The sequence below is a fragment of the Trichococcus shcherbakoviae genome (assembly GCF_963666195.1).
Classification (GTDB): Bacteria; Bacillota; Bacilli; order Lactobacillales; family Aerococcaceae; genus Trichococcus; species Trichococcus shcherbakoviae.
In genome coordinates, this window is the sequence record NZ_OY762653.1 from 23,431 (window position 1) to 42,597 (window position 19,167).

15 protein-coding genes are annotated in these 19,167 nt (G+C 48.0%); 14 read left to right on the forward strand and 1 reads right to left on the reverse strand.

The annotated features are described in order from the left end of the window. Nucleotides 1-35 precede the first annotated feature (35 nt). The 10 genes from dnaK to ACKPBX_RS00155 all read left to right on the forward strand — a co-directional run bounded on the left by dnaK (nt 36) and on the right by ACKPBX_RS00155 (nt 15,152). The gene (gene dnaK, locus ACKPBX_RS00110) at nt 36-1,856 is read left to right on the forward strand and encodes a molecular chaperone DnaK (RefSeq protein ID WP_140185829.1); all 1,821 of its coding nucleotides are present in this window, start codon (nt 36-38) and stop codon (nt 1,854-1,856) included. A 99-nt stretch (nt 1,857-1,955) separates the two neighbouring features. Next, on the forward strand, nt 1,956-3,098 hold the full coding sequence (dnaJ, locus tag ACKPBX_RS00115) for a molecular chaperone DnaJ (RefSeq protein ID WP_119092997.1): 1,143 nt from the start codon (nt 1,956-1,958) through the stop codon (nt 3,096-3,098). 214 nt (nt 3,099-3,312) lie between these two features. Further along, nucleotides 3,313-4,959: a phosphoenolpyruvate carboxykinase (ATP) gene (locus ACKPBX_RS00120; RefSeq protein WP_319995658.1), complete on the forward strand. Its 1,647-nt coding sequence runs from the start codon at nt 3,313-3,315 to the stop codon at nt 4,957-4,959. A gap of 391 nt (nt 4,960-5,350) precedes the next feature. Then, a complete protein-coding gene (lepA, locus tag ACKPBX_RS00125; protein ID WP_086628019.1) occupies nt 5,351-7,174 on the forward strand; it encodes a translation elongation factor 4 in 1,824 nt (607 codons plus the stop codon). A 390-nt stretch (nt 7,175-7,564) separates the two neighbouring features. Continuing rightward, nucleotides 7,565-8,125, forward strand: a complete 561-nt coding sequence (ahpC, locus tag ACKPBX_RS00130) for an alkyl hydroperoxide reductase subunit C (protein ID WP_086628018.1) — start codon at nt 7,565-7,567, stop codon at nt 8,123-8,125. Nucleotides 8,126-8,136: 11 nt separating this feature from the next. Then, nucleotides 8,137-9,669: an alkyl hydroperoxide reductase subunit F gene (gene ahpF / locus ACKPBX_RS00135; protein ID WP_319995659.1), complete on the forward strand. Its 1,533-nt coding sequence runs from the start codon at nt 8,137-8,139 to the stop codon at nt 9,667-9,669. 161 nt (nt 9,670-9,830) lie between these two features. Then, nucleotides 9,831-11,507, forward strand: a complete 1,677-nt coding sequence (locus ACKPBX_RS00140) for a formate--tetrahydrofolate ligase (protein WP_319996442.1) — start codon at nt 9,831-9,833, stop codon at nt 11,505-11,507. Nucleotides 11,508-11,698: 191 nt separating this feature from the next. Further along, nucleotides 11,699-13,594, forward strand: coding sequence for an ABC-F family ATP-binding cassette domain-containing protein (locus ACKPBX_RS00145; protein ID WP_319995660.1), 1,896 nt, complete (start codon nt 11,699-11,701; stop codon nt 13,592-13,594). Nucleotides 13,595-13,613: 19 nt separating this feature from the next. Continuing rightward, a complete protein-coding gene (locus ACKPBX_RS00150) occupies nt 13,614-14,561 on the forward strand; it encodes a thymidylate synthase (RefSeq protein ID WP_119092992.1) in 948 nt (315 codons plus the stop codon). 102 nt (nt 14,562-14,663) lie between these two features. After that, nucleotides 14,664-15,152 (forward strand): dihydrofolate reductase, encoded by a 489-nt coding sequence (locus ACKPBX_RS00155; RefSeq protein WP_086628014.1) that lies wholly within the window; start codon nt 14,664-14,666, stop codon nt 15,150-15,152. A 60-nt stretch (nt 15,153-15,212) separates the two neighbouring features. Here ACKPBX_RS00155 and trhA read toward each other — a convergent pair whose 3' ends face one another. After that, nucleotides 15,213-15,863, reverse strand: coding sequence for a PAQR family membrane homeostasis protein TrhA (trhA, locus tag ACKPBX_RS00160; RefSeq protein ID WP_233436786.1), 651 nt, complete (start codon nt 15,861-15,863; stop codon nt 15,213-15,215). Nucleotides 15,864-16,046: 183 nt separating this feature from the next. On the opposite strand from trhA, the gene ACKPBX_RS00165 reads away from it, so the two are divergent. Genes ACKPBX_RS00165 through ACKPBX_RS00180 form a run of 4 tightly spaced genes read left to right on the forward strand, consistent with a single transcriptional unit; the run spans nt 16,047 to nt 19,135 of the window. Next, entirely contained in the window at nt 16,047-16,670 is a 624-nt protein-coding gene (locus ACKPBX_RS00165; RefSeq protein ID WP_319995661.1) for a YpmS family protein, read from the forward strand. 15 nt (nt 16,671-16,685) lie between these two features. Then, entirely contained in the window at nt 16,686-16,910 is a 225-nt protein-coding gene (locus ACKPBX_RS00170) for a YozE family protein (RefSeq protein WP_319995662.1), read from the forward strand. A 21-nt stretch (nt 16,911-16,931) separates the two neighbouring features. Then, the gene (gene deoD, locus ACKPBX_RS00175; protein ID WP_319995663.1) at nt 16,932-17,633 is read left to right on the forward strand and encodes a purine-nucleoside phosphorylase; all 702 of its coding nucleotides are present in this window, start codon (nt 16,932-16,934) and stop codon (nt 17,631-17,633) included. Between the two features lie 20 nt (nt 17,634-17,653). Further along, the gene (locus tag ACKPBX_RS00180) at nt 17,654-19,135 is read left to right on the forward strand and encodes a S41 family peptidase (protein ID WP_319995664.1); all 1,482 of its coding nucleotides are present in this window, start codon (nt 17,654-17,656) and stop codon (nt 19,133-19,135) included. The last annotated feature ends 32 nt before the right edge of the window (nt 19,136-19,167 follow it).

The window sequence follows — 19,167 nt, forward strand, 5'->3', positions numbered from 1 at the left end:
AAACATAAAAATTTCATATAGAGGGGAATAACATCATGAGCAAAATTATCGGTATTGACTTAGGTACAACAAACTCAGCTGTTGCAGTATTAGAAGGCGGAGAAGCTAAAATCATCCCAAATCCAGAGGGAAATCGCACGACACCATCTGTCGTTTCCTTCAAGAATGGTGAAATCCAAGTGGGCGAAGTTGCAAAACGCCAAGCAGTAACAAACCCTAACACAATCAGTTCGATCAAACGTCACATGGGCGTTGCGGGCTACAAAGTGGAAGTGGAGGGCAAGAGCTACACACCACAAGAAGTTTCAGCGATGATCCTTCAATACCTGAAAGGCTACGCAGAAGACTACTTAGGCGAAAAAGTCGATAAAGCCGTTATCACAGTCCCAGCTTACTTCAATGACGCACAGCGTCAAGCGACTAAAGATGCTGGTAAAATTGCCGGACTGGAAGTTGAGCGTATCGTCAACGAGCCGACTGCTGCAGCTTTGGCATACGGTTTGGACAAAACGGACAAAGAAGAAAAAATCCTTGTATTCGACTTGGGCGGCGGTACATTCGACGTTTCCATCCTTGAATTGGGCGATGGCGTATTCGATGTATTGAGTACAGCCGGCGACAACAAATTAGGCGGAGATGACTTCGACAACAAAATCATCGACTACTTGGTTGCGGAATTCAAGAAAGAAAACGGAATCGACCTTTCAAACGACAAAATGGCGAAACAACGTCTTAAAGACGCTGCTGAAAAAGCCAAAAAAGATCTTTCTGGCGTGACTTCAACACAAATCAGCTTGCCGTTCATCACTGCCGGCGATGCAGGTCCGTTGCACCTGGAATTGACGCTTACCCGCGCTAAATTTGACGAAATCACTTATGACTTGGTTGAACGTACAAAAGGTCCTGTACGCCAAGCATTGAAGGATGCAGGTCTATCAACTTCCGAAATCGATGAAATCATCCTTGTCGGCGGTTCAACACGTATCCCTGCAGTCATCGAAGCAGTCCGCAAAGAAGCAGGCAAAGAGCCAAACAAATCCGTTAATCCGGATGAAGTTGTCGCAATGGGCGCTGCTATCCAAGGCGGAGTCATCTCCGGTGACGTTAAAGACATCGTATTGTTGGACGTAACACCTTTATCATTGGGTATCGAAACAATGGGTGGCGTGTTCACTAAATTGATCGACCGCAATACAACAATCCCTACAAGCAAGTCACAAGTCTTCTCGACTGCAGCCGACAACCAGCCAGCTGTTGATGTGCATGTCCTGCAAGGTGAGCGTCCGATGGCAGCAGACAACAAAACATTGGGTCGTTTCCAATTGACGGATATTCCATCAGCTCCTCGTGGTGTTCCTCAGATCGAAGTATCATTCGATATCGACAAAAACGGTATCGTCAATGTTCGCGCGAAAGACTTGGGAACTCAAAAGGAACAAACAATCACCATCAAATCCTCTTCCGGTCTGACCGACGAAGAGATCGAAAAAATGGTGAAAGATGCAGAAGCTAACGCTGAAGCAGACAAATTGCGCAAAGAAGAAGTTGAATTGCGCAACGAAGTGGATCAATTGATCTTCCAAACCGACAAAACATTGAAAGAGCTTGACGGAAAAGTCGACGCTGATGAAGTGAAGAAAGCTGAAGAAGCGAGAGACGAACTGAAAGCAGCAGTCGAAGCAAATGATTTGGAACAAATGAAAACGAAGCGTGATGCTTTGAATGAGCTTGTCCAAAACCTGACTGTCAAACTTTATGAGCAAGCTGCTCAAGCGCAACAACAAGAAGGTGCGCATGACACAGCAACTGACGACGGTGTCGTTGATGCCGATTTTGAAGAAGTAGACGACAAATAGTCAACTCTAACGAGAGGAAGCCAACGCTTAACTGCATTGGCTTCTCTCACTGTATAGAGATAAAATGTTCAGATGAAGCCAATCAATGGAGGCGAAACAATGGCGAAGAGAGATTATTACGATGTCTTGGGTGTGTCGAAGGATGCCACAGACGATGAGATAAAAAAAGCTTACCGGAAACTTTCCAAGAAGTTCCACCCGGATGTCAACAAAGAAGCGGGCGCAGAAGACAAATTCAAGGAGCTTGCTGAAGCTTACGAAGTATTGAGCGACGGCAATAAACGCGCAGCCTATGACCAATACGGCCATGCCAGCACCGATCCAAACTTTGGCGCAGGCGGAGGCTATGGTGGCGGCGGCTTCGGCGGTTTCTCGGGCGGTTTTGAAGATATCTTTGATTCCTTTTTCGGAGGCGGCGGCGGTCGCGGCAGAAATCCGAATGCTCCCCGTCAAGGGTCTGATTTACAATACCGTATCCATCTTACATTTGAAGAAGCGATATTCGGGAAGAAAGAAACCATCCGTTACAAACGTGATGAAGAATGTAAAACATGTAGTGGTTCAGGCGCAAAACCGGGCACGCAGCCGAAAACATGTTCGAAATGTCATGGTTCCGGAGCGGTCGGTGTCGAAAGAAATACGCCTTTCGGCCGTGTGATGACGCAAGCAGTCTGTGATGTCTGTTCCGGAACGGGTAAGGAAATCACGGATAAATGTACAACGTGCCACGGACGCGGGCATGTCGAAGCCGATCACTCTGTGGCTGTCACCATCCCTCCAGGCGTCGACGATGGACAACAGATGCGCTTGAATGGACAGGGCGAAGTCGGCAGCAATGGCGGCCCGTATGGTGATCTTTATGTCGTTTTCCAAGTGGAACCAAGCGATATTTTCGATCGCGAAGGGACAGAGATCCATTACACGCTTCCGATCAGCTTCGCTCAAGCAGCTTTGGGTGATGAGATTGAAGTGCCGACCGTGCATGGCAAGGTCAAGCTGAAGATTCCTGCCGGGACACAAACGGGCACGAATTTCCGCCTGAAAGGCAAAGGGGCGCCACGCTTGCGTGGAACCGGAAATGGTGATCAGCACGTCAAAGTGACTGTCGTCACACCGAAGAACCTTAGCGAGAAGCAAAGAGAGGCAATCCGCGCATTCGCAGCAGCAGGCGGCGATACGTTGGTGGAAGATGACGCCAATTTTTTTGATAAAGTTAAGGACGCCTTCAAAAATAAAAAATAAATAAGCCAAAAGAATCGGTGCGTTGGAAACAGCAAAGCACCGGTTCTTTTTTTGTCCCTAGACTATTCTGTTAGAGTTTTTGTAACTAACATGAGGACCAATAACACTTTTTTTATAGAAAAAGAATAAATATTCTCTAATTTCTTGATGTAAGGGGTTACATTTTGCTGAAATAGGATTATAATGGAACTATCAAATAAAAGAGGTGACTTAAATGGCTACTATAGAATCGTTCAATAGATCCGAATTAAAGAAGTCCAACCCTTTACTTACGAAATTCCGGACAACGGTCGAAACAGCTTTTTATGGCAAAAACATGCAGGAAGTCACGGACATGACGGAAGCCTATCAACTCGCACTGAACGCTGCAGGTGTGGTCGTGACCGACCTGCCTGTGCTGCATGCAAAAGAATTGGGCTTGCCTGAGGATGCCAAGGTCCTTGTCGAAAACGGCGGCAGAATCATTGGCCGGACTGCCCGCGCCAAACGGATCATCGGCGAGAACAAGGAAGAGGACGAAATACTTCAAGCCATCATCATGGATGTCATTTATCAAAACAGACTGCGCCATTATTATAAAGCGACAGGCTATGTAGGCTTGGATAAAGATTTCATCATCAAGGCGCACATCGCCTTTCCCGAAGGAAACGAAAACAATCTCTACTCCTGGTTATTGAACTTCCAGTGGGAAAGCCCGGAATATCAGGAAATGTATGCCCATTCGAAAGCTTACAACGAAGGCGATATCTACATCTACACGGATCCAGACTGGCGCCATCCGGATTATCCGCTCGGTGTGGCTATCTTCGAGCCAGATAAAAACGTGGCCTGTATCCTCGGAATGCAGTATTTCGGTGAGTTCAAAAAAGGCACATTGACGCTGGCTTGGGGAACCGGTCATCGCAATGGATACGTTGCTTGCCATGGTGGCCAAAAACACTTCCGTCTGCCTAATGGCGGTTCGTATGTCGCTTCCTTCTTCGGGCTTTCGGGTTCTGGCAAATCGACATTGACCCATTCGAAGCACGACAACAAATATGAAGTGAAAGTGCTGCATGACGATGCCTTCCTGATCGATTTGACGGATGGATCCTCCATCGCGTTGGAACCTTCCTATTTCGATAAAACCCAGGATTATCCCGCCGATCATCCTGAACAGAACTATTTCGTTACTGTCCAGAATGTGGGAGTGACAAAGGATCATGACGGCAAAATTGTGCTGGTCACCGAAGATATCCGCAACGGCAACGGACGTACAGTCAAATCACGCTATTCCACTCCGAACCGCGTGGATAAGTTCGAAGAACCGATCAATGCTGTCTACTGGATCATGAAGGACGATGCTTTGCCGCCGTTGGTGAAGGTGGACGATGCTGTCTTGGCGGCAACTTTCGGCACGACGCTGGCTACGAAACGTACGACTGCTGAAACGTTGAAGAAAGGCGAGTCGACCGATACACTGGTCATCGAACCATTCGCAAATCCGTTCCGGGTCTATCCATTGGTTGAGGATTATGACGGCTTCAAAGAATTGTTGTCTCACGAACAGGTTGACTGCTACATCATCAATACCGGATTTTTCATGGGTAAAAAAATACCGAAGGAAGTGTCTCTAGGCGTTATCGAAAGTGTCGTTGAAGGGACAGCATCATTCGTGCCATTCGGTGCTGCACCGCATCTCAGCTATCTGCCGGTAGAAGGCTTCAATCCCGATTTTGAAGACAAAGACTATACGAAGTTGGTGAGAAGACGCATGCAATTGCGGGAGGATTTCTTGGAAGAATTCAATGCTGCCCATCCGAGTATGCCGCTGCCTGATGAATCCATCCAAGCATTGCAAAATATCATTGATGCTTTCTAAGTTTAAGTGGGAAAAGCGGAACGGGTTCGTTCAGCCCTGAAAGAAATTTAGGAAATCGTGCCGACTGAGCATCGTAGAGCGCAATAGGCACGATTTATCTAATTTCCGAAGGGCTAACCCGTGTAGCTAGACATCAATGTTGAATGCATGGAATATATTGAAAATTCGTGGAGCACCTACAGTGATGCGCTTTTAGTTTAATAAAATTGACTTATTGCTTTATGTGTTCAGGAAAGAATCCGGTGGGGAGCCTCCGGATTCTTTTTTCACTTATTATCCAAACAAAAGTGAGAAAGACTTGCCAATCTGAGGCGGCGTCTTGTCATAAATGCTTTAGATTGGTATAATTTTCAAGTGAACGAATGGACGTCAGAGAAAGTGAGCAACGATAATGAACTTAGAAGAGATGAAGCAACGACAAAAAAAGATAAGAAATTTTTCCATCATTGCCCATATTGACCATGGGAAATCCACATTGGCGGATAGAATTCTCCAAATGACTGATACAGTCGCCGATCGTGATATGCAAGCACAATTATTGGATTCCATGGACCTCGAAAGAGAACGAGGCATCACCATAAAACTAAACGCCGTCGAACTGACCTACAGAGCCGACGACGGAGAAGATTACATCTTCCATCTGATCGACACACCGGGACACGTCGACTTTACGTATGAAGTATCCCGCAGTTTGGCAGCCTGCGAAGGGGCTATTCTGGTAGTGGATGCAGCGCAAGGGGTCGAAGCACAAACCCTCGCCAACGTTTATTTGGCTTTGGACAACAACTTGGAAATCGTACCTGTCATCAACAAAATCGATTTGCCTGCCGCAGATCCTGAACGTGTCAGGGCTGAGGTAGAGGATGTCATCGGAATCGATGCCAGCGATGCGGTTTTGGCGAGCGCGAAAATCGGCTTGGGCATCCCTGAATTGCTTGAACAGATCGTCGCAAAAGTACCGGCTCCGGAAGGTGATCTGGAAGCGCCATTGCAAGCTTTGGTATTTGACTCGGTCTATGACCCATACCGGGGAGTCGTACTGAATATCCGGATCAAAAATGGTGTGGTCCGCCCAGGCGATATGATCAGATTCATGGCTAACGGTAAAGAGTACGAAGTCATCGAAGTAGGGATTTTCTCTCCGAAACCGATCAAGCGCGACTTTTTGATGGTCGGGGACGTCGGCTATTTGACTGCCGGCATCAAAACGATCCAAGATACGCAGGTCGGTGACACAATCACTTTGGCGAACAATCCCGCCAGCGAAGCCCTGGCCGGCTACCGTAAAATGAATCCGATGGTGTACTGCGGTATTTACCCTGTTGATGCGTCGGACTTCAATGACTTGCGTGAAGCTTTGGAAAAACTGCAACTGAACGATGCTTCCTTGCAGTTCGAGGCGGAATCTTCGCAAGCACTCGGCTTCGGTTTCCGTACCGGATTTTTGGGCATGCTGCACATGGACGTCATCCAGGAACGGATCGAGCGCGAATTCGATCTGGATATCATCACGACAGCACCATCTGTTATTTATCGCGTCAACAAAACCGATGGCGAATTTTTGGAAATCGACAACCCTTCGGAAATGCCCGATGCGACAACCATCGAAAGTATCGAAGAACCGTATGTCAAAGCAAGCATGATGGTGCCGAATGATTATGTCGGTGCCGTCATGGATATCGCCCAGAAGAAACGCGGCAATTTCATTACGATGGATTATTTGGATGATTTCCGCGTCAATGTCGTCTATGAAATGCCCTTGTCAGAAATCATCTTTGATTTCTTCGACAGATTGAAATCAAGCACGAAGGGTTACGCTTCACTTGATTATGAATTGATCGGCTACCGCCCAAGCAAACTGGTCAAGATGGATATCCTCTTGAACGGGGAAGCAGTCGATGCCTTGAGTTTGATCGTGCATCGCGATTTCGCCTATGCCCGCGGGAAAATAATCACAGAAAAACTGCGCGGATTGATTCCACGCCAACAGTTCGAAGTTCCGATCCAGGCGACGATCGGCAACAAGATCCTGGCACGGACTACCATCAAAGCTTTGCGCAAAAACGTACTGGCTAAATGTTACGGTGGGGATATTTCCCGTAAACGCAAATTGCTTGATAAACAAAAAGAAGGTAAGAAGCGCATGAAGCAAGTCGGATCCGTCGAGGTCCCTCAAGAAGCCTTCATGGCCGTTCTGAAGATGGACGAGGACTAACCCGAAAGGGAGTCTGTAGATTCTTTGGAACAAATACAATTAGAGAACGTACCTGGATAAGCATACAATTCAGGTACGTTCTTTTTCAATTGAGAATGTGCATGCCTAATTGAGAATAGCATTTGTTTTTTTCAGCGGACTGCCGGGGCTTTTAAAGCAATAATTCGTCTAGCATTACATTTCCACTGACATCCCCCTGAATGGCAGGCAACTTTTCGAATCAGGAATCCCTATGTATTTAAAGGTTTTCGGATGATTAAATCCAATCTTTCCAAAAATGGAAAAATAATTATAGTTCTCAAGTGTTAAAACTTGACCGATAATGACGGATTCTATATAGTTATTGATAGGGATTATTCTAAAATAATTATTCTAATTGGAGGAATTGAAATGTCATTAATCGGAAAAGAAATAGTGGAATTTAAAGCGAATGCTTATCACAAAGGTGAATTTATTGAAGTTTCATCGGAAGACCTAAAAGGAAAATGGAGCATCGTCTGTTTTTACCCTGCGGACTTCACTTTCGTTTGCCCGACTGAACTGGAAGATCTTCAAGACCAATATGCAACCTTGCAAGGGTTGGGTGTAGAGGTCTATTCCGTATCAACCGACACACACTTCACGCATAAAGCATGGCACGACCATTCACCAGCCATCGGAAAAATCGAATACACCATGATCGGAGATCCATCGCATGCGATTTCAATCGGATTTGATGTCTTGGACGAAGAAGGCTTGGCACAACGCGGGACATTCATCATCGATCCGGACGGCATCGTGCAGGCAGTGGAAATCAATGCTGACGGCATCGGCCGTGACGCAAGCGGTTTGATCGACAAAATCCGTGCAGGCCAATATGTCCGCACCCATCCAGGCGAAGTTTGCCCTGCGAAATGGAAAGAAGGCGCGGAAACATTGAAACCTAGCTTGGACTTGGTAGGTAAAATTTAAGGAGGCTTCCCATGGCATTAGATACAGAAATAAAAGGGCAACTCGGCCAATATCTGGAACTGTTGGAATCGGATGTGGTTTTCAAAGCCAGTCTTGGCGAGGATGAAAATTCCGGCAAAGTCAGTGAGTTTTTGCAGGAAATCGCCGCTATGTCGGAGAAGATCACCTTCGAAAAAGCAAACTTGACCCGTACACCCAGTTTTACGATCACACGTCCGGAAACGGAAAGCGGCATCACATTCGCCGGTCTTCCGTTGGGTCATGAGTTCACTTCATTTATCCTGGCTTTGCTGCAGGTAGGCGGAAGAGCTCCTAAAGTGGATGACAGCATCATCAAGCGCATCAAAGCGATCGACAAAGAACTCCATTTCGAAACCTATGTCAGCTTGACATGCCATAACTGCCCGGATGTTGTCCAAGCATTGAACATCATGTCCGTGCTGAACCCGAAAATCTCGCACGTTATGATCGAGGGCGGTATGTTCAAGGATGAAATAGAAGCGAAGAAAATAATGGCTGTACCGACTGTTTTCCTTAACGGGGAAGAGTTTGCCAGCGGGCGCATGACGATCGAGCAATTGATCGATAAAGCTGCCGGTCCGACAAGTGCGGATGAGTTCGCCGATAAGGACATCTTCGACGTTCTGGTCATAGGCGGAGGACCGGCAGGCAACAGTGCTGCCATCTACGCTGCCCGTAAAGGCATCAATACCGGCATGGTCGTTGAGACCTACGGTGGACAAGTGATGGACACTGTCGGCATCGAAAACATGATCGGGACGCCTTACACGGAAGGCCCGAAACTGATGGCGCAAGTGGAAGCACATGTGAATCAGTACAAGGTCGACATCATGAAAGGCCAACGCGCTCAAAGTATCCGTAAAAATGACCTGATCGAAGTCGAACTTGAAAACGGTGCAGTGCTGAAAGCCAAGACGGCTATTCTTACAGTCGGCGCGCATTGGCGCAATGTCAACGTGCCCGGTGAGGAAGAGTTCCGCACAAAAGGCGTCACAAACTGTCCGCATTGTGATGGTCCGTTGTTTGCAGGCAAAGACGTTGCTGTCATCGGCGGCGGCAATTCCGGTATAGAAGCGGCGATCGACCTGGCCGGTTTGGCAAAACATGTTACCGTGCTTGAGTTCTTGCCGGAATTGAAAGCTGATCAAGTGCTGCAGGATCGTGTCCATGCTTTGAAGAACGTCACAGTCATTACGAATGTGGCGACGAAAGCGATCACCGGTACCGATCAAGTGGAAGCCATTTCCTACGTGGACCGCGCAACGAATGAAGAGCACACCATCGCACTCGAAGGTGTATTCGTTCAGATCGGCTTGGTCCCGAACACGACTTGGTTGAAGGATTCCGGCGTTGCCTTGAACGAACGCGGCGAAGTCATCGTCGACAACCACGGTTCAACCAATCTGGAAGGCGTATTCGCTGCCGGAGATTGCACAAACAGTGCTTACAAACAAATCATCATCTCGATGGGTGCCGGAGCGACTGCCGCTTTGGGCGCATTCGATCACCTGATCCGTCAATAAGCTCAAATCCAGAAAGGGATTTCATTTTGAATTCCTTTCTGGATTTTTTTATTTGTGGTAAATGTAAGCAGTTTTATCAAGAAAATGGCCATAAAACACGTTCTTTCTACTGGTCTGTGTGCTAAAATGTATGTAAACATGAAGAATTTGGAGTGATGGATTTGAAGACGGATATCGAGATAGCTCAAGCAAATGAGATGCTTCCGATCAAAGAAGTAGCGGCAACCCTTTCCCTGACAGAAGATGATCTGAAACTGTACGGCAAATACAAGGCAAAAGTGGACATCAAGAAAATCAATTCCTTGAATGAAGAGGCAGACGGCAAGTTGATCCTTGTCACTGCCATCAATCCTACCCCGGCTGGCGAAGGCAAATCGACCGTAACAGTCGGCCTAGGCGATGCGCTGACACGCATCGGCAAGAAAGCAATGATCGCCATGCGCGAACCTTCATTAGGGCCAACCATGGGCGTTAAAGGCGGAGCGGCAGGCGGCGGTTATTCGCAAGTGCAACCTATGCAGGACATCAACCTGCATTTCACCGGCGACATGCATGCCATCACGGCGACGAACAACACGTTATCAGCCTTGATCGATAACCATATCCAACAAGGCAATGCCTTGAACATCGATCAACGCCGGATCACTTGGAAGCGCGTATTGGATATCAACGACCGTGCTTTGCGCAACATCGTCATCGGGCTGGGTGGACCGATCCAAGGCGTTCCCCGCCAAGACGGCTTCGATATTACTGTAGCGAGCGAAATCATGGCGATCCTTTGCTTATCGACTTCACTGACGGATCTGAAGAACCGGATCGGGAACATTGTCATCGGTTATACGTTTGACCGCGTACCCGTCACTGTCAGAGACTTGAAAGTGGAAGGCGCATTGACCTTGCTGATGAAGGATGCGTTGGAGCCGAATCTGGTCCAAACGTTGTATCATACACCGGCATTTGTGCATGGCGGACCGTTCGCGAATATCGCGCACGGCTGCAACAGCGTATTGGCAACCAAAACAGCCTTGAAATTGGCCGATTACGTCATTACGGAAGCCGGTTTTGGAGCCGACTTGGGCGCTGAGAAGTTCATGGACATCAAAGTACCGCAACTAGGCAAGAGCCCGGATGCAGTCGTTATCGTGGCTACCGTACGCTCGCTGAAGATGCACGGGGGGGTGTCGGTGAAAGACCTCAACAGCGGCGAAAATGTCGAGGCGGTCAAAGCCGGCTTCACAAATCTGCAGAAGCATATCGAAAACATGCAACAGTATGGTGTGCCTGTCGTCGTGGCGCTCAATGAATTCACGAACGACACTGCGGCGGAAATTGAAGCAGTCGTCAGCTTGTGTGCCTCGCAGGAAGTCGAATGCATCCAGACAGCGGTTTGGGCAAAAGGCGCTGAAGGTGGAGAAGCGTTGGCGAACGCTGTCGTCAATGCAATCGATGAAAACACAAAAGCTTTCGTTCCCCTATATGTGGCGGAAGACAGCGGCATCGAAGAAAAAATCGAAACGATCGTCACCAAAATTTATGGCGGCAAAAGTGTCATCTATTCCAAAGAAGCCAAAAACCAACTGCGTCAGTACAAGAAGAATGGCTGGGACCGTTTGCCGGTATGTATGGCAAAAACACAGTATTCCTTGTCAGATGACCAGAAAGCAATCGGCCGTCCGGAAAACTTCGACATCACCATCCGTTCCTTTGTTCCTAAAATCGGAGCCGGGTTCGTCGTTGCTTTGACGGGGGATATCCTGACCATGCCGGGTCTGCCGAAAGAACCGGCTGCTTTGCGCATGGACGTCACCGAAGACGGAGTCGTTACCGGATTGTTCTAATTTCATAAAAATCGTAAAAATAGAGAGGGAAACCTCTCTATTTTTTTGACGAAAAGTGCTTCTGAAATACGGCTTGATTTTTGGGCCTTCAATGTCCCGCTGCCCAGCCGGATATGTTACAATGTCAAGAGACTATCAAGATCCCTGAACATAAAACGACATGGATTGAAAACAAAGGATGAATGCCATATATGAAAGACTTTAACGCCATCGAGTTAGAAAAATCCTACGGGATGAAAAAACTCTTCAATAAAATATCCTTCACAATCCGTGAAGGCGAACATATCGGCCTGATCGGTCAGAACGGGACCGGAAAGAGTTCCTTGCTGGAAATCATCGCGGGAATCGAAACCCCGGATGCCGGAAACCTGGACGTGCCTAGTGATTATCGTGTCGGTTACTTGGCGCAAGAACCCCAACTGAACAAAGAATCGACTGTTTTTGAAGCGGTCTATGAAGGCGAAGCGCCCATCATCAAGACGGTCCGTGCCTACGAGGAAGCTTTGGAATTGCTGGTGAACGACAGTCTGAATCCGGATTATCAGAACCGATACAGCAAAGCAGAGGCCGACATGAATGCGCAAAACGCTTGGCAAACGGAGGTTCAGATCAAATCCATCCTGAACAGGTTGGGTTTGGATGACATCACGAAAAAAGTAGGCGAGCTATCCGGTGGACAACGGAAACGTGTCGGCTTGGCGCAGGTGTTGATCCAAGCGCCGGACTTGTTGTTGCTGGATGAACCAACCAACCATCTTGACATGGATTCGATCACTTGGTTGGAAAACTATCTTGCCCAATACAAAGGCTCCGTCCTTTTGGTGACCCATGACCGCTACTTCCTTGAGAATGCTGTGACAAAAATCATCGAACTGAAGAACGGCGGAGTGGAAGTCTACACAGGAAACTACGAAGACTATTTGCTCCAGAAGAGCGAACGCGAAGCCATCCAGCAAAAAATGGACGAGAAACAGCTGAAGTTGTACAAGAGCGAACTGCAATGGATGCGCAAGGGCGCCAAAGCGAGGACGACCAAGCAACAGGCACGGATCCACCGATTTGAGGATTTGGAAAAGGTCACCCAACAAAGCACGACCGATGCCAAACTCGAAATCCAGTTGGATGGTTCCCGTTTGGGCAAACGCGTCTTCAATCTGGAACACATCTCGCTTTTTGCCGGAGACAAACAAGTCCTCAACGATTTTTCCTATATATTCCAGTCGAACGATCGCATCGGCATCGTCGGCAAGAATGGGGCAGGCAAGACAACCTTGCTGAATATGTTGGCAGGCGAAATAGAAATTGCCAGCGGGAATCTTATCGTCGGAGAGACCGTCAAAATAGCCTATTACAAACAACTTTCCGAAGTGCTCCCTGACGATAAGCGCGTCATCAATTACCTGCAGGAAATCGCCGAAGAGGTGAAATTAAGCGACGGCATCGTCGTCAGCGTCAAGGAGATGCTGGAAACATTCCTCTTCCCGCGCGAAACACACGGCAGCCTGATCAGTTCGTTATCCGGAGGAGAAAAGCGTCGCCTTTACTTATTGAAGTTGCTGATGACAAAACCGAATGTGCTGCTGATGGATGAGCCGACGAACGACTTGGATATCGATACGCTGACGGTATTGGAGGATTACTTGAACAGCTTCGGCGGAGCCGTCATCACTGTTTCGCATGACCGCTATTTCTTGGATAAAGTGGCCGACAAGCTGTTGATCCTGAACGATGAAGGCAAACCGGGCGTATTCTTTGGGGATATGAGCGAATATTTGCTGGTATCCAGTCAAAAGGAAAGCGAAACCGCTAAACAGCAAAACAAAAAAGCGGCAACACCTGTCCCGACTCAGGATGCGGTAGCGGAAAAGACCAAATGGACCTACTTGGAGCAGAAGGAATGGGAAACAATCGAGGACGACATTGCCGCGCTTGAGGAAAAAGGGCAGACAGTGCAAAGTGCAATGGCCGAAAATACTTCGGACTTCGCACAGTTGACCCAATTACAACAGGAACTGGACAACGCAGAAGCTGCGCTTGCCGAAAAATGGGAACGCTGGGAATACCTCAGTCAGTTCGCCAAAGATTAATGTACATAGGAGAACAATGATGACAAAACAATATTTGGATTTAGCAAGAACCGTCCTGGAAACAGGCGCTACGAAACACGATCGTACCGGAACCGGCACGAAAAGCATCTTCGGGCATCAAATGCGTTTCGACCTTGCTGAGGGCTTCCCAATCCTGACGACAAAGAAAGTCGCTTTCGGCCTCATCAAGAGCGAACTGCTGTGGTTCCTTAAGGGCGACACGAACATAAAATATTTGTTGGAAAACAACAACCACATCTGGGATGAGTGGGCATTCGAGCGCTATGTGAAATCAGCAGATTACGCTGGGCCGAATATGGATGACTTTGGTCACCGCGTCCTGAAGGAAGAAGGTTTCAAGGAAATCTATGCTGCCGAAATGGCCAAATTCCGGGAAGCGATTTTGACGGATGCAGCCTTCGCAGCCAAACACGGCGAATTGGGCAACATTTATGGTTCCCAATGGCGCCGTTGGAGAACGACGCAAGGCGAATTCATCGATCAGATCAGCGATGTCATCGAAATGATCAAAACGAACCCTGATTCAAGAAGGCTGATGGTTTCGGCCTGGAATCCGGAAGACGTCCCTTCAATGGCCTTGCCGCCTTGCCACACCCTGTTCCAATTTTATGTCACGGATGGGAAACTTAGCTGCCAACTGTACCAAAGAAGCGCGGATATCTTTTTGGGTGTGCCCTTCAATATAGCCAGCTACGCCTTGTTGACGCATTTGATCGCAAACGAAACAGGGCTTGAAGTCGGGGAATTCATCCACACATTTGGGGATGCCCATCTTTACCTGAATCATATCGAACAGATTGAGCTGCAGCTTTCCAGGGAGCCTTTCGCTTTGCCGAAGCTGGTGCTGAAGCATCCGGAGAAATCCATTTTTGAAATGGAAAAAGAAGATATCGTCCTGGAGGGCTACAAGAGCCATCCAGGCATCAAAGCGCCGATCGCTGTATAAAATTATTTCATCCTATCGAGGAAAAGGAGGCTGCCGCCATCAGGATCCATATAGGCTTCTGATCGATCCGGGCGTTAGCTCGGCTGCGCGGCAAAACATAAGATGATCGCATTATTATGGGCTGAAGACGACAACGGAATCATCGGAAAAGGCGGCACGTTGCCTTGGCACCTGCCGAATGATCTGAAGTATTTCAAAGAGAAAACATTGAACCACAAAATCGTGATGGGCAGAAAAACGTTCGAGGGGATGGGATCACGCCCGCTGCCGAAAAGGGAAAGCATCATCCTGACGAGGCAAACCGACTACACTCATCCGGGTGTTACTGTCCTGCATGACGTCAAAGAAGTATTGGCGCTGGATAACGAAGAGGAGACACTGTTCATCATCGGCGGCAGCGAGATCTTTGAGCTGTTCCTGCCTTTTGCGGATACCCTCTACCAGACCGTCATCCATGCCGACTTTGACGGGGACACTTATTTTCCGACAACCGACTGGAACGAGTGGGAATTAGCCTCGTCAACCGGAGGCGTTGTCGACGACAAAAACCGCTATGAACATGAATTCAAAGTGTTCAAACGGGTGAAATAAGTAAAAAAGGGCTGACTCCAATGTTTTGGAGTCAGCCCACTTTTTGCATTTTCTGATTTTTTAGACGTACAATAAGATGCCAAAGTACATGAAAGCGGCGCCTGCCAAAACGAAGAGGTGCCAAATGACATGCATAAAGCCATATTTTTTGTTCGAGTAAAAAATAGTCCCCAAACTGTAACTCAAACCGCCCAAACCGATGAGCACAATGCCGTTCAGGCCGAGTGTCTGGTACATCGGTTGAATGATGAACAGCGCCATCCACCCCATACCCAAGTATAGGATAGTGGAAATCCCGTTGAATTTTCCGACGAAAAAGATCTTCAGGATAATCCCGATGATTGCGATTGCCCAAACGGCAATGAACAAGGCTCTGCTTTGGCCGTTGCGAACCGCAATCAAGCAAAACGGCGTATACGTCCCTGCAATCAACAAGTAGATGGCTGCGTGATCGATGTAGCGGAAAATCTTTTGAAACCGGGTCATACTGAAACTGTGGTAGAGCGTCGACGACAGAAATAGTAAAATCATCGAAGCACCATAAATGGCATAAGCAACGACTTCTGTAACATCACCTGATTGGGACCCCTTCAAAATGAGTAAGACGCATCCAGCGATGCTTAGCAAGGTTCCGATTCCATGTGTTACGGCATTCAACACTTCATTTACGATGATTTTGCGTCTGCCTTCTGTTTGCGGAAAAGTAGTCACATTCATTCCTCCTTGTTGCCTGTCAGCAATTGTTTTTTGGCCAAATAAAAAAACAGTCTCCAACAACGTCCTTCTGAATGCATTATAGCATATTAAATGGTAAGCTTTAAGCAAATAAGAGTATCTCTCCCACCTGGAAATGACAGAAAGTTTCACGGGAATATTTTGAAAGGGGCGAATAGAATGGAAACCAATCAACAAAGAAGTGTGAAAAGCAGCCCGAATCCATGGAAAATTGCTTTCATCAGCTTGGCGCTCGTGCTGGTCATCGCTGTGGTTTGGCTATTCTCAAAAATCACGATGGAACAACCCGTTCAAACTGCAACTGACGCACAAGTCACGGCGCAATCAGAGGATCAGCTTTCGGTAGGAGTGTCCCTGAGCAATACCGAATTGGCTGTCATCGCCAACGAATATATGAAATCAGAGGAGAGTCTGACCGGGTATTCGGTGGAAATCACGGATGTGGTGACTTTAAAAGGTGAAACAGTGCTGCTGGGGCTTTCAGTTCCGTTTAGTTTATCAGGGGAGCCGCATGCGACAACGGACGGCAATCTGCAGATGAAGGTGACGGGCATTTCTCTGGGCGGGTTGTCTTTGCCCGAAAAAGAAGCCTTGAGTCTGTTGGCTCAATTTTTGACGCTGCCGGCATTCGTCAGTTTGGATGCGGACTCGGAAACGGTGCTGATGAACTTGGCCGGTATGGATCTTCCTAAAGAAAGTGCCATCCGTTTGCTTTCCATCGATAAAAAGACAAAAGAATATTCATTTGAAGTAAGCATACCTACAGAAAATTTGATAGAATAGAAAGAGGCCTAATTTATGAAACAATCTTTTTACCTTTTCATTCTCACGTATAGAGACCCATACAAAAAAGACGACAAAACAGCATTCGCGAATCGGGTTTCCGAGGATATCGGTTTTCCGAAGCAAATGACCGATTATCACGAACTTGCCGATTACCTGGAGTTGAGCGGAGAGTATACAGAGTTCATGTCCGTCTTTGATGAGTTGTTTGAAGTATACGTCGAAAGGAACAGAAATTAGATAAAGAAAGAAGGAAATGAAATGAGTACACACATCGCAGCAAAACCTGGGCAAATCGCGGAAACAGTCCTGTTGCCGGGCGACCCATTAAGAGCGAAGTACATCGCGGAGACCTATCTGGAGAACGTCGAGCAGTACAATTCGGTCCGGAATATGTTCGGTTACACAGGGACATACAAAGGCAAGCGCGTCTCTGTCCAAGGCACTGGCATGGGCTTGCCTTCCATCATGATCTACGCCAATGAGCTGATCACCGAGTACAACGTGCAGAACCTGATCCGGGTCGGTTCAGCGGGTGCGATCCAAAAAGATATCCATGTCCGCGATATCGTCATTGCCCAAGGAGCGACAACAGATTCCAGCGTCGTCAGCAATACTTTCAACGGCCAAGTCAACTTTGCGCCGATCTGCAACTTTGAACTGATGCACAATGCCTACATGGTCGCGAAGGAAAGGAATCTATCCGTCCACGTCGGCAATGTCCTGTCCTCGGACCGCTTCTACAACGAAGAGTTGGACAAACAGAAATTGGCTGACTATGGCGTTCTGGCCGTGGAAATGGAAGCTGCCGGACTGTACCTGCTGGCCGCCAAATACAACCGGAAAGCTTTGGCTTTGTTGACGATCAGCGATCATATCCTGACCGGGGAAGAAACGACTGCCGAAGAGCGTGAAACAACGTTCGACGACATGATGCTTGTTGCTTTGGAATCTATCTTATAATCTAAAGAGGTGTAGTGTGAATGGGCAACAACGGGCATAAACTTAAAAACGGCAAAAAACGCGGAGTCAAACTCTCCTTCTATTTCCTTTCCTTGCTCATCGTTGCTGCTGCGGCAATCGGCGGAACGTATGCGTGGATTGGAAGAAGCGTCACGCTTCCCTCCACGGAGGAGATCATCCAAGGGACAAATAGTTCAACATTGGATGCGGCTGCGGCGGACCGCATCGGAGCCGTCTATCAAACGCTGCTCAACAACTATGTCGAAGGTGTCGATGAAGAAGCGCTGATCGAAGGCGCCTTGAGCGGCATGGTGGAAGCAGTCGGCGATCCCTACAGTCAATACTTGAACACAGAAGCGAGCGATAACTTGGATGAGACGATCTCCGCCTCATTCGAAGGCATCGGTGCTGAAATCATGTCCTTGAATCAACAGATCGTCATTGTATCGCCGATCAAAGGCTCGCCTGCCGAAAAAGCGGGGCTTTTGCCGAATGACGTCATCCTCAGTGCGGACGGCCAGGCATTGCAGGGCCTGACAGCTAGCGAAGCAGTCGCTCTGATCAGAGGCGAAAAGGGCAGTGAAGTGGTTCTGGAAATAGTCCGCGGTGATCAGACTTTCAAAGTGAACATCATCAGGGACACGATTCCGATCGAAACGGTGACATTTGAACTCGATGAAGGACATCCTGAAATCGGCATCGTCCATGTATCCAGTTTCTCCACACCGACCTATGACGATATCGTCAGTGCTGTAACGGATCTGCGCACACAGGGAGCCACATCCTTTGTGTTTGATTTCAGACAGAATCCAGGCGGCTTATTGGACCAGGCTCTGAAAATCAGCAATATGTTCCTTAACGACGGAGACGTCATCATGCAGACGCAAGAAAAAGATGCCGATCCAAATAAAATCGTAGCCAGCGCAAGCGAGTTCGGAGATTTCAAGATAACCGAACCAACCGTGCTGCTTGTCGATGAAGGCAGCGCCAGCGCTTCGGAAATCGTTGCGGGGGCCCTGCAGGAATCTTCCGAGATACCATTGGTCGGGACAACGACCTTCGGCAAAGGAACTGTGCAGACAGTTTATCCGTTGACCGAAAGCAGCGAATTGAAATTAACTGTAGCGAAGTGGTTGACGCCGAACGGCAACTGGATCCACGAAAAAGGGATCGCAGTCGACTACGAAGTCGCACTTCCGGAGTACGCTACATTGACGATCATCGATTCCACAGCGACATATGAAGAAGGAACTGTCTCGGAAGAGGTCAAGAATGTCGAAGCGATGCTGAATGCCATCGGCTACACAGTCGAGGCGGACGGTTATTACGATGAAGACACTGCCGAGCAGGTAGCGTCATTCCAAGCTGCAAACGAACTGGAAACAACCGGTATTGTAACGGGTGACACGGCATTGGCGATAGTCGAACAATTGCGGGAAGTCCTTACGGAGAACGACACACAGTACGATAAGGCTGTGGAAATATTGATGGGGAACGAATAATCCGAAAGGTTTGGCAGCTCTTACGAAGTGCC

Bases quoted from the DNA above. Each gene is read 5' to 3' on its own strand.
- dnaK (WP_140185829.1), top strand. From the start codon at position 36: ATGAGCAAAATTATCGGTATTGACTTAGGTACAACAAACTCAGCTGTT.
- dnaJ (WP_119092997.1), top strand. From the start codon at position 1,956: ATGGCGAAGAGAGATTATTACGATGTCTTGGGTGTGTCGAAGGATGCC.
- ACKPBX_RS00120 (WP_319995658.1), top strand. From the start codon at position 3,313: ATGGCTACTATAGAATCGTTCAATAGATCCGAATTAAAGAAGTCCAAC.
- lepA (WP_086628019.1), top strand. From the start codon at position 5,351: ATGAACTTAGAAGAGATGAAGCAACGACAAAAAAAGATAAGAAATTTT.
- ahpC (WP_086628018.1), top strand. From the start codon at position 7,565: ATGTCATTAATCGGAAAAGAAATAGTGGAATTTAAAGCGAATGCTTAT.
- ahpF (WP_319995659.1), top strand. From the start codon at position 8,137: ATGGCATTAGATACAGAAATAAAAGGGCAACTCGGCCAATATCTGGAA.
- ACKPBX_RS00145 (WP_319995660.1), top strand. From the start codon at position 11,699: ATGAAAGACTTTAACGCCATCGAGTTAGAAAAATCCTACGGGATGAAA.
- ACKPBX_RS00150 (WP_119092992.1), top strand. From the start codon at position 13,614: ATGACAAAACAATATTTGGATTTAGCAAGAACCGTCCTGGAAACAGGC.
- ACKPBX_RS00155 (WP_086628014.1), top strand. From the start codon at position 14,664: ATGATCGCATTATTATGGGCTGAAGACGACAACGGAATCATCGGAAAA.
- ACKPBX_RS00165 (WP_319995661.1), top strand. From the start codon at position 16,047: ATGGAAACCAATCAACAAAGAAGTGTGAAAAGCAGCCCGAATCCATGG.
- ACKPBX_RS00170 (WP_319995662.1), top strand. From the start codon at position 16,686: ATGAAACAATCTTTTTACCTTTTCATTCTCACGTATAGAGACCCATAC.
- deoD (WP_319995663.1), top strand. From the start codon at position 16,932: ATGAGTACACACATCGCAGCAAAACCTGGGCAAATCGCGGAAACAGTC.
- ACKPBX_RS00180 (WP_319995664.1), top strand. From the start codon at position 17,654: ATGGGCAACAACGGGCATAAACTTAAAAACGGCAAAAAACGCGGAGTC.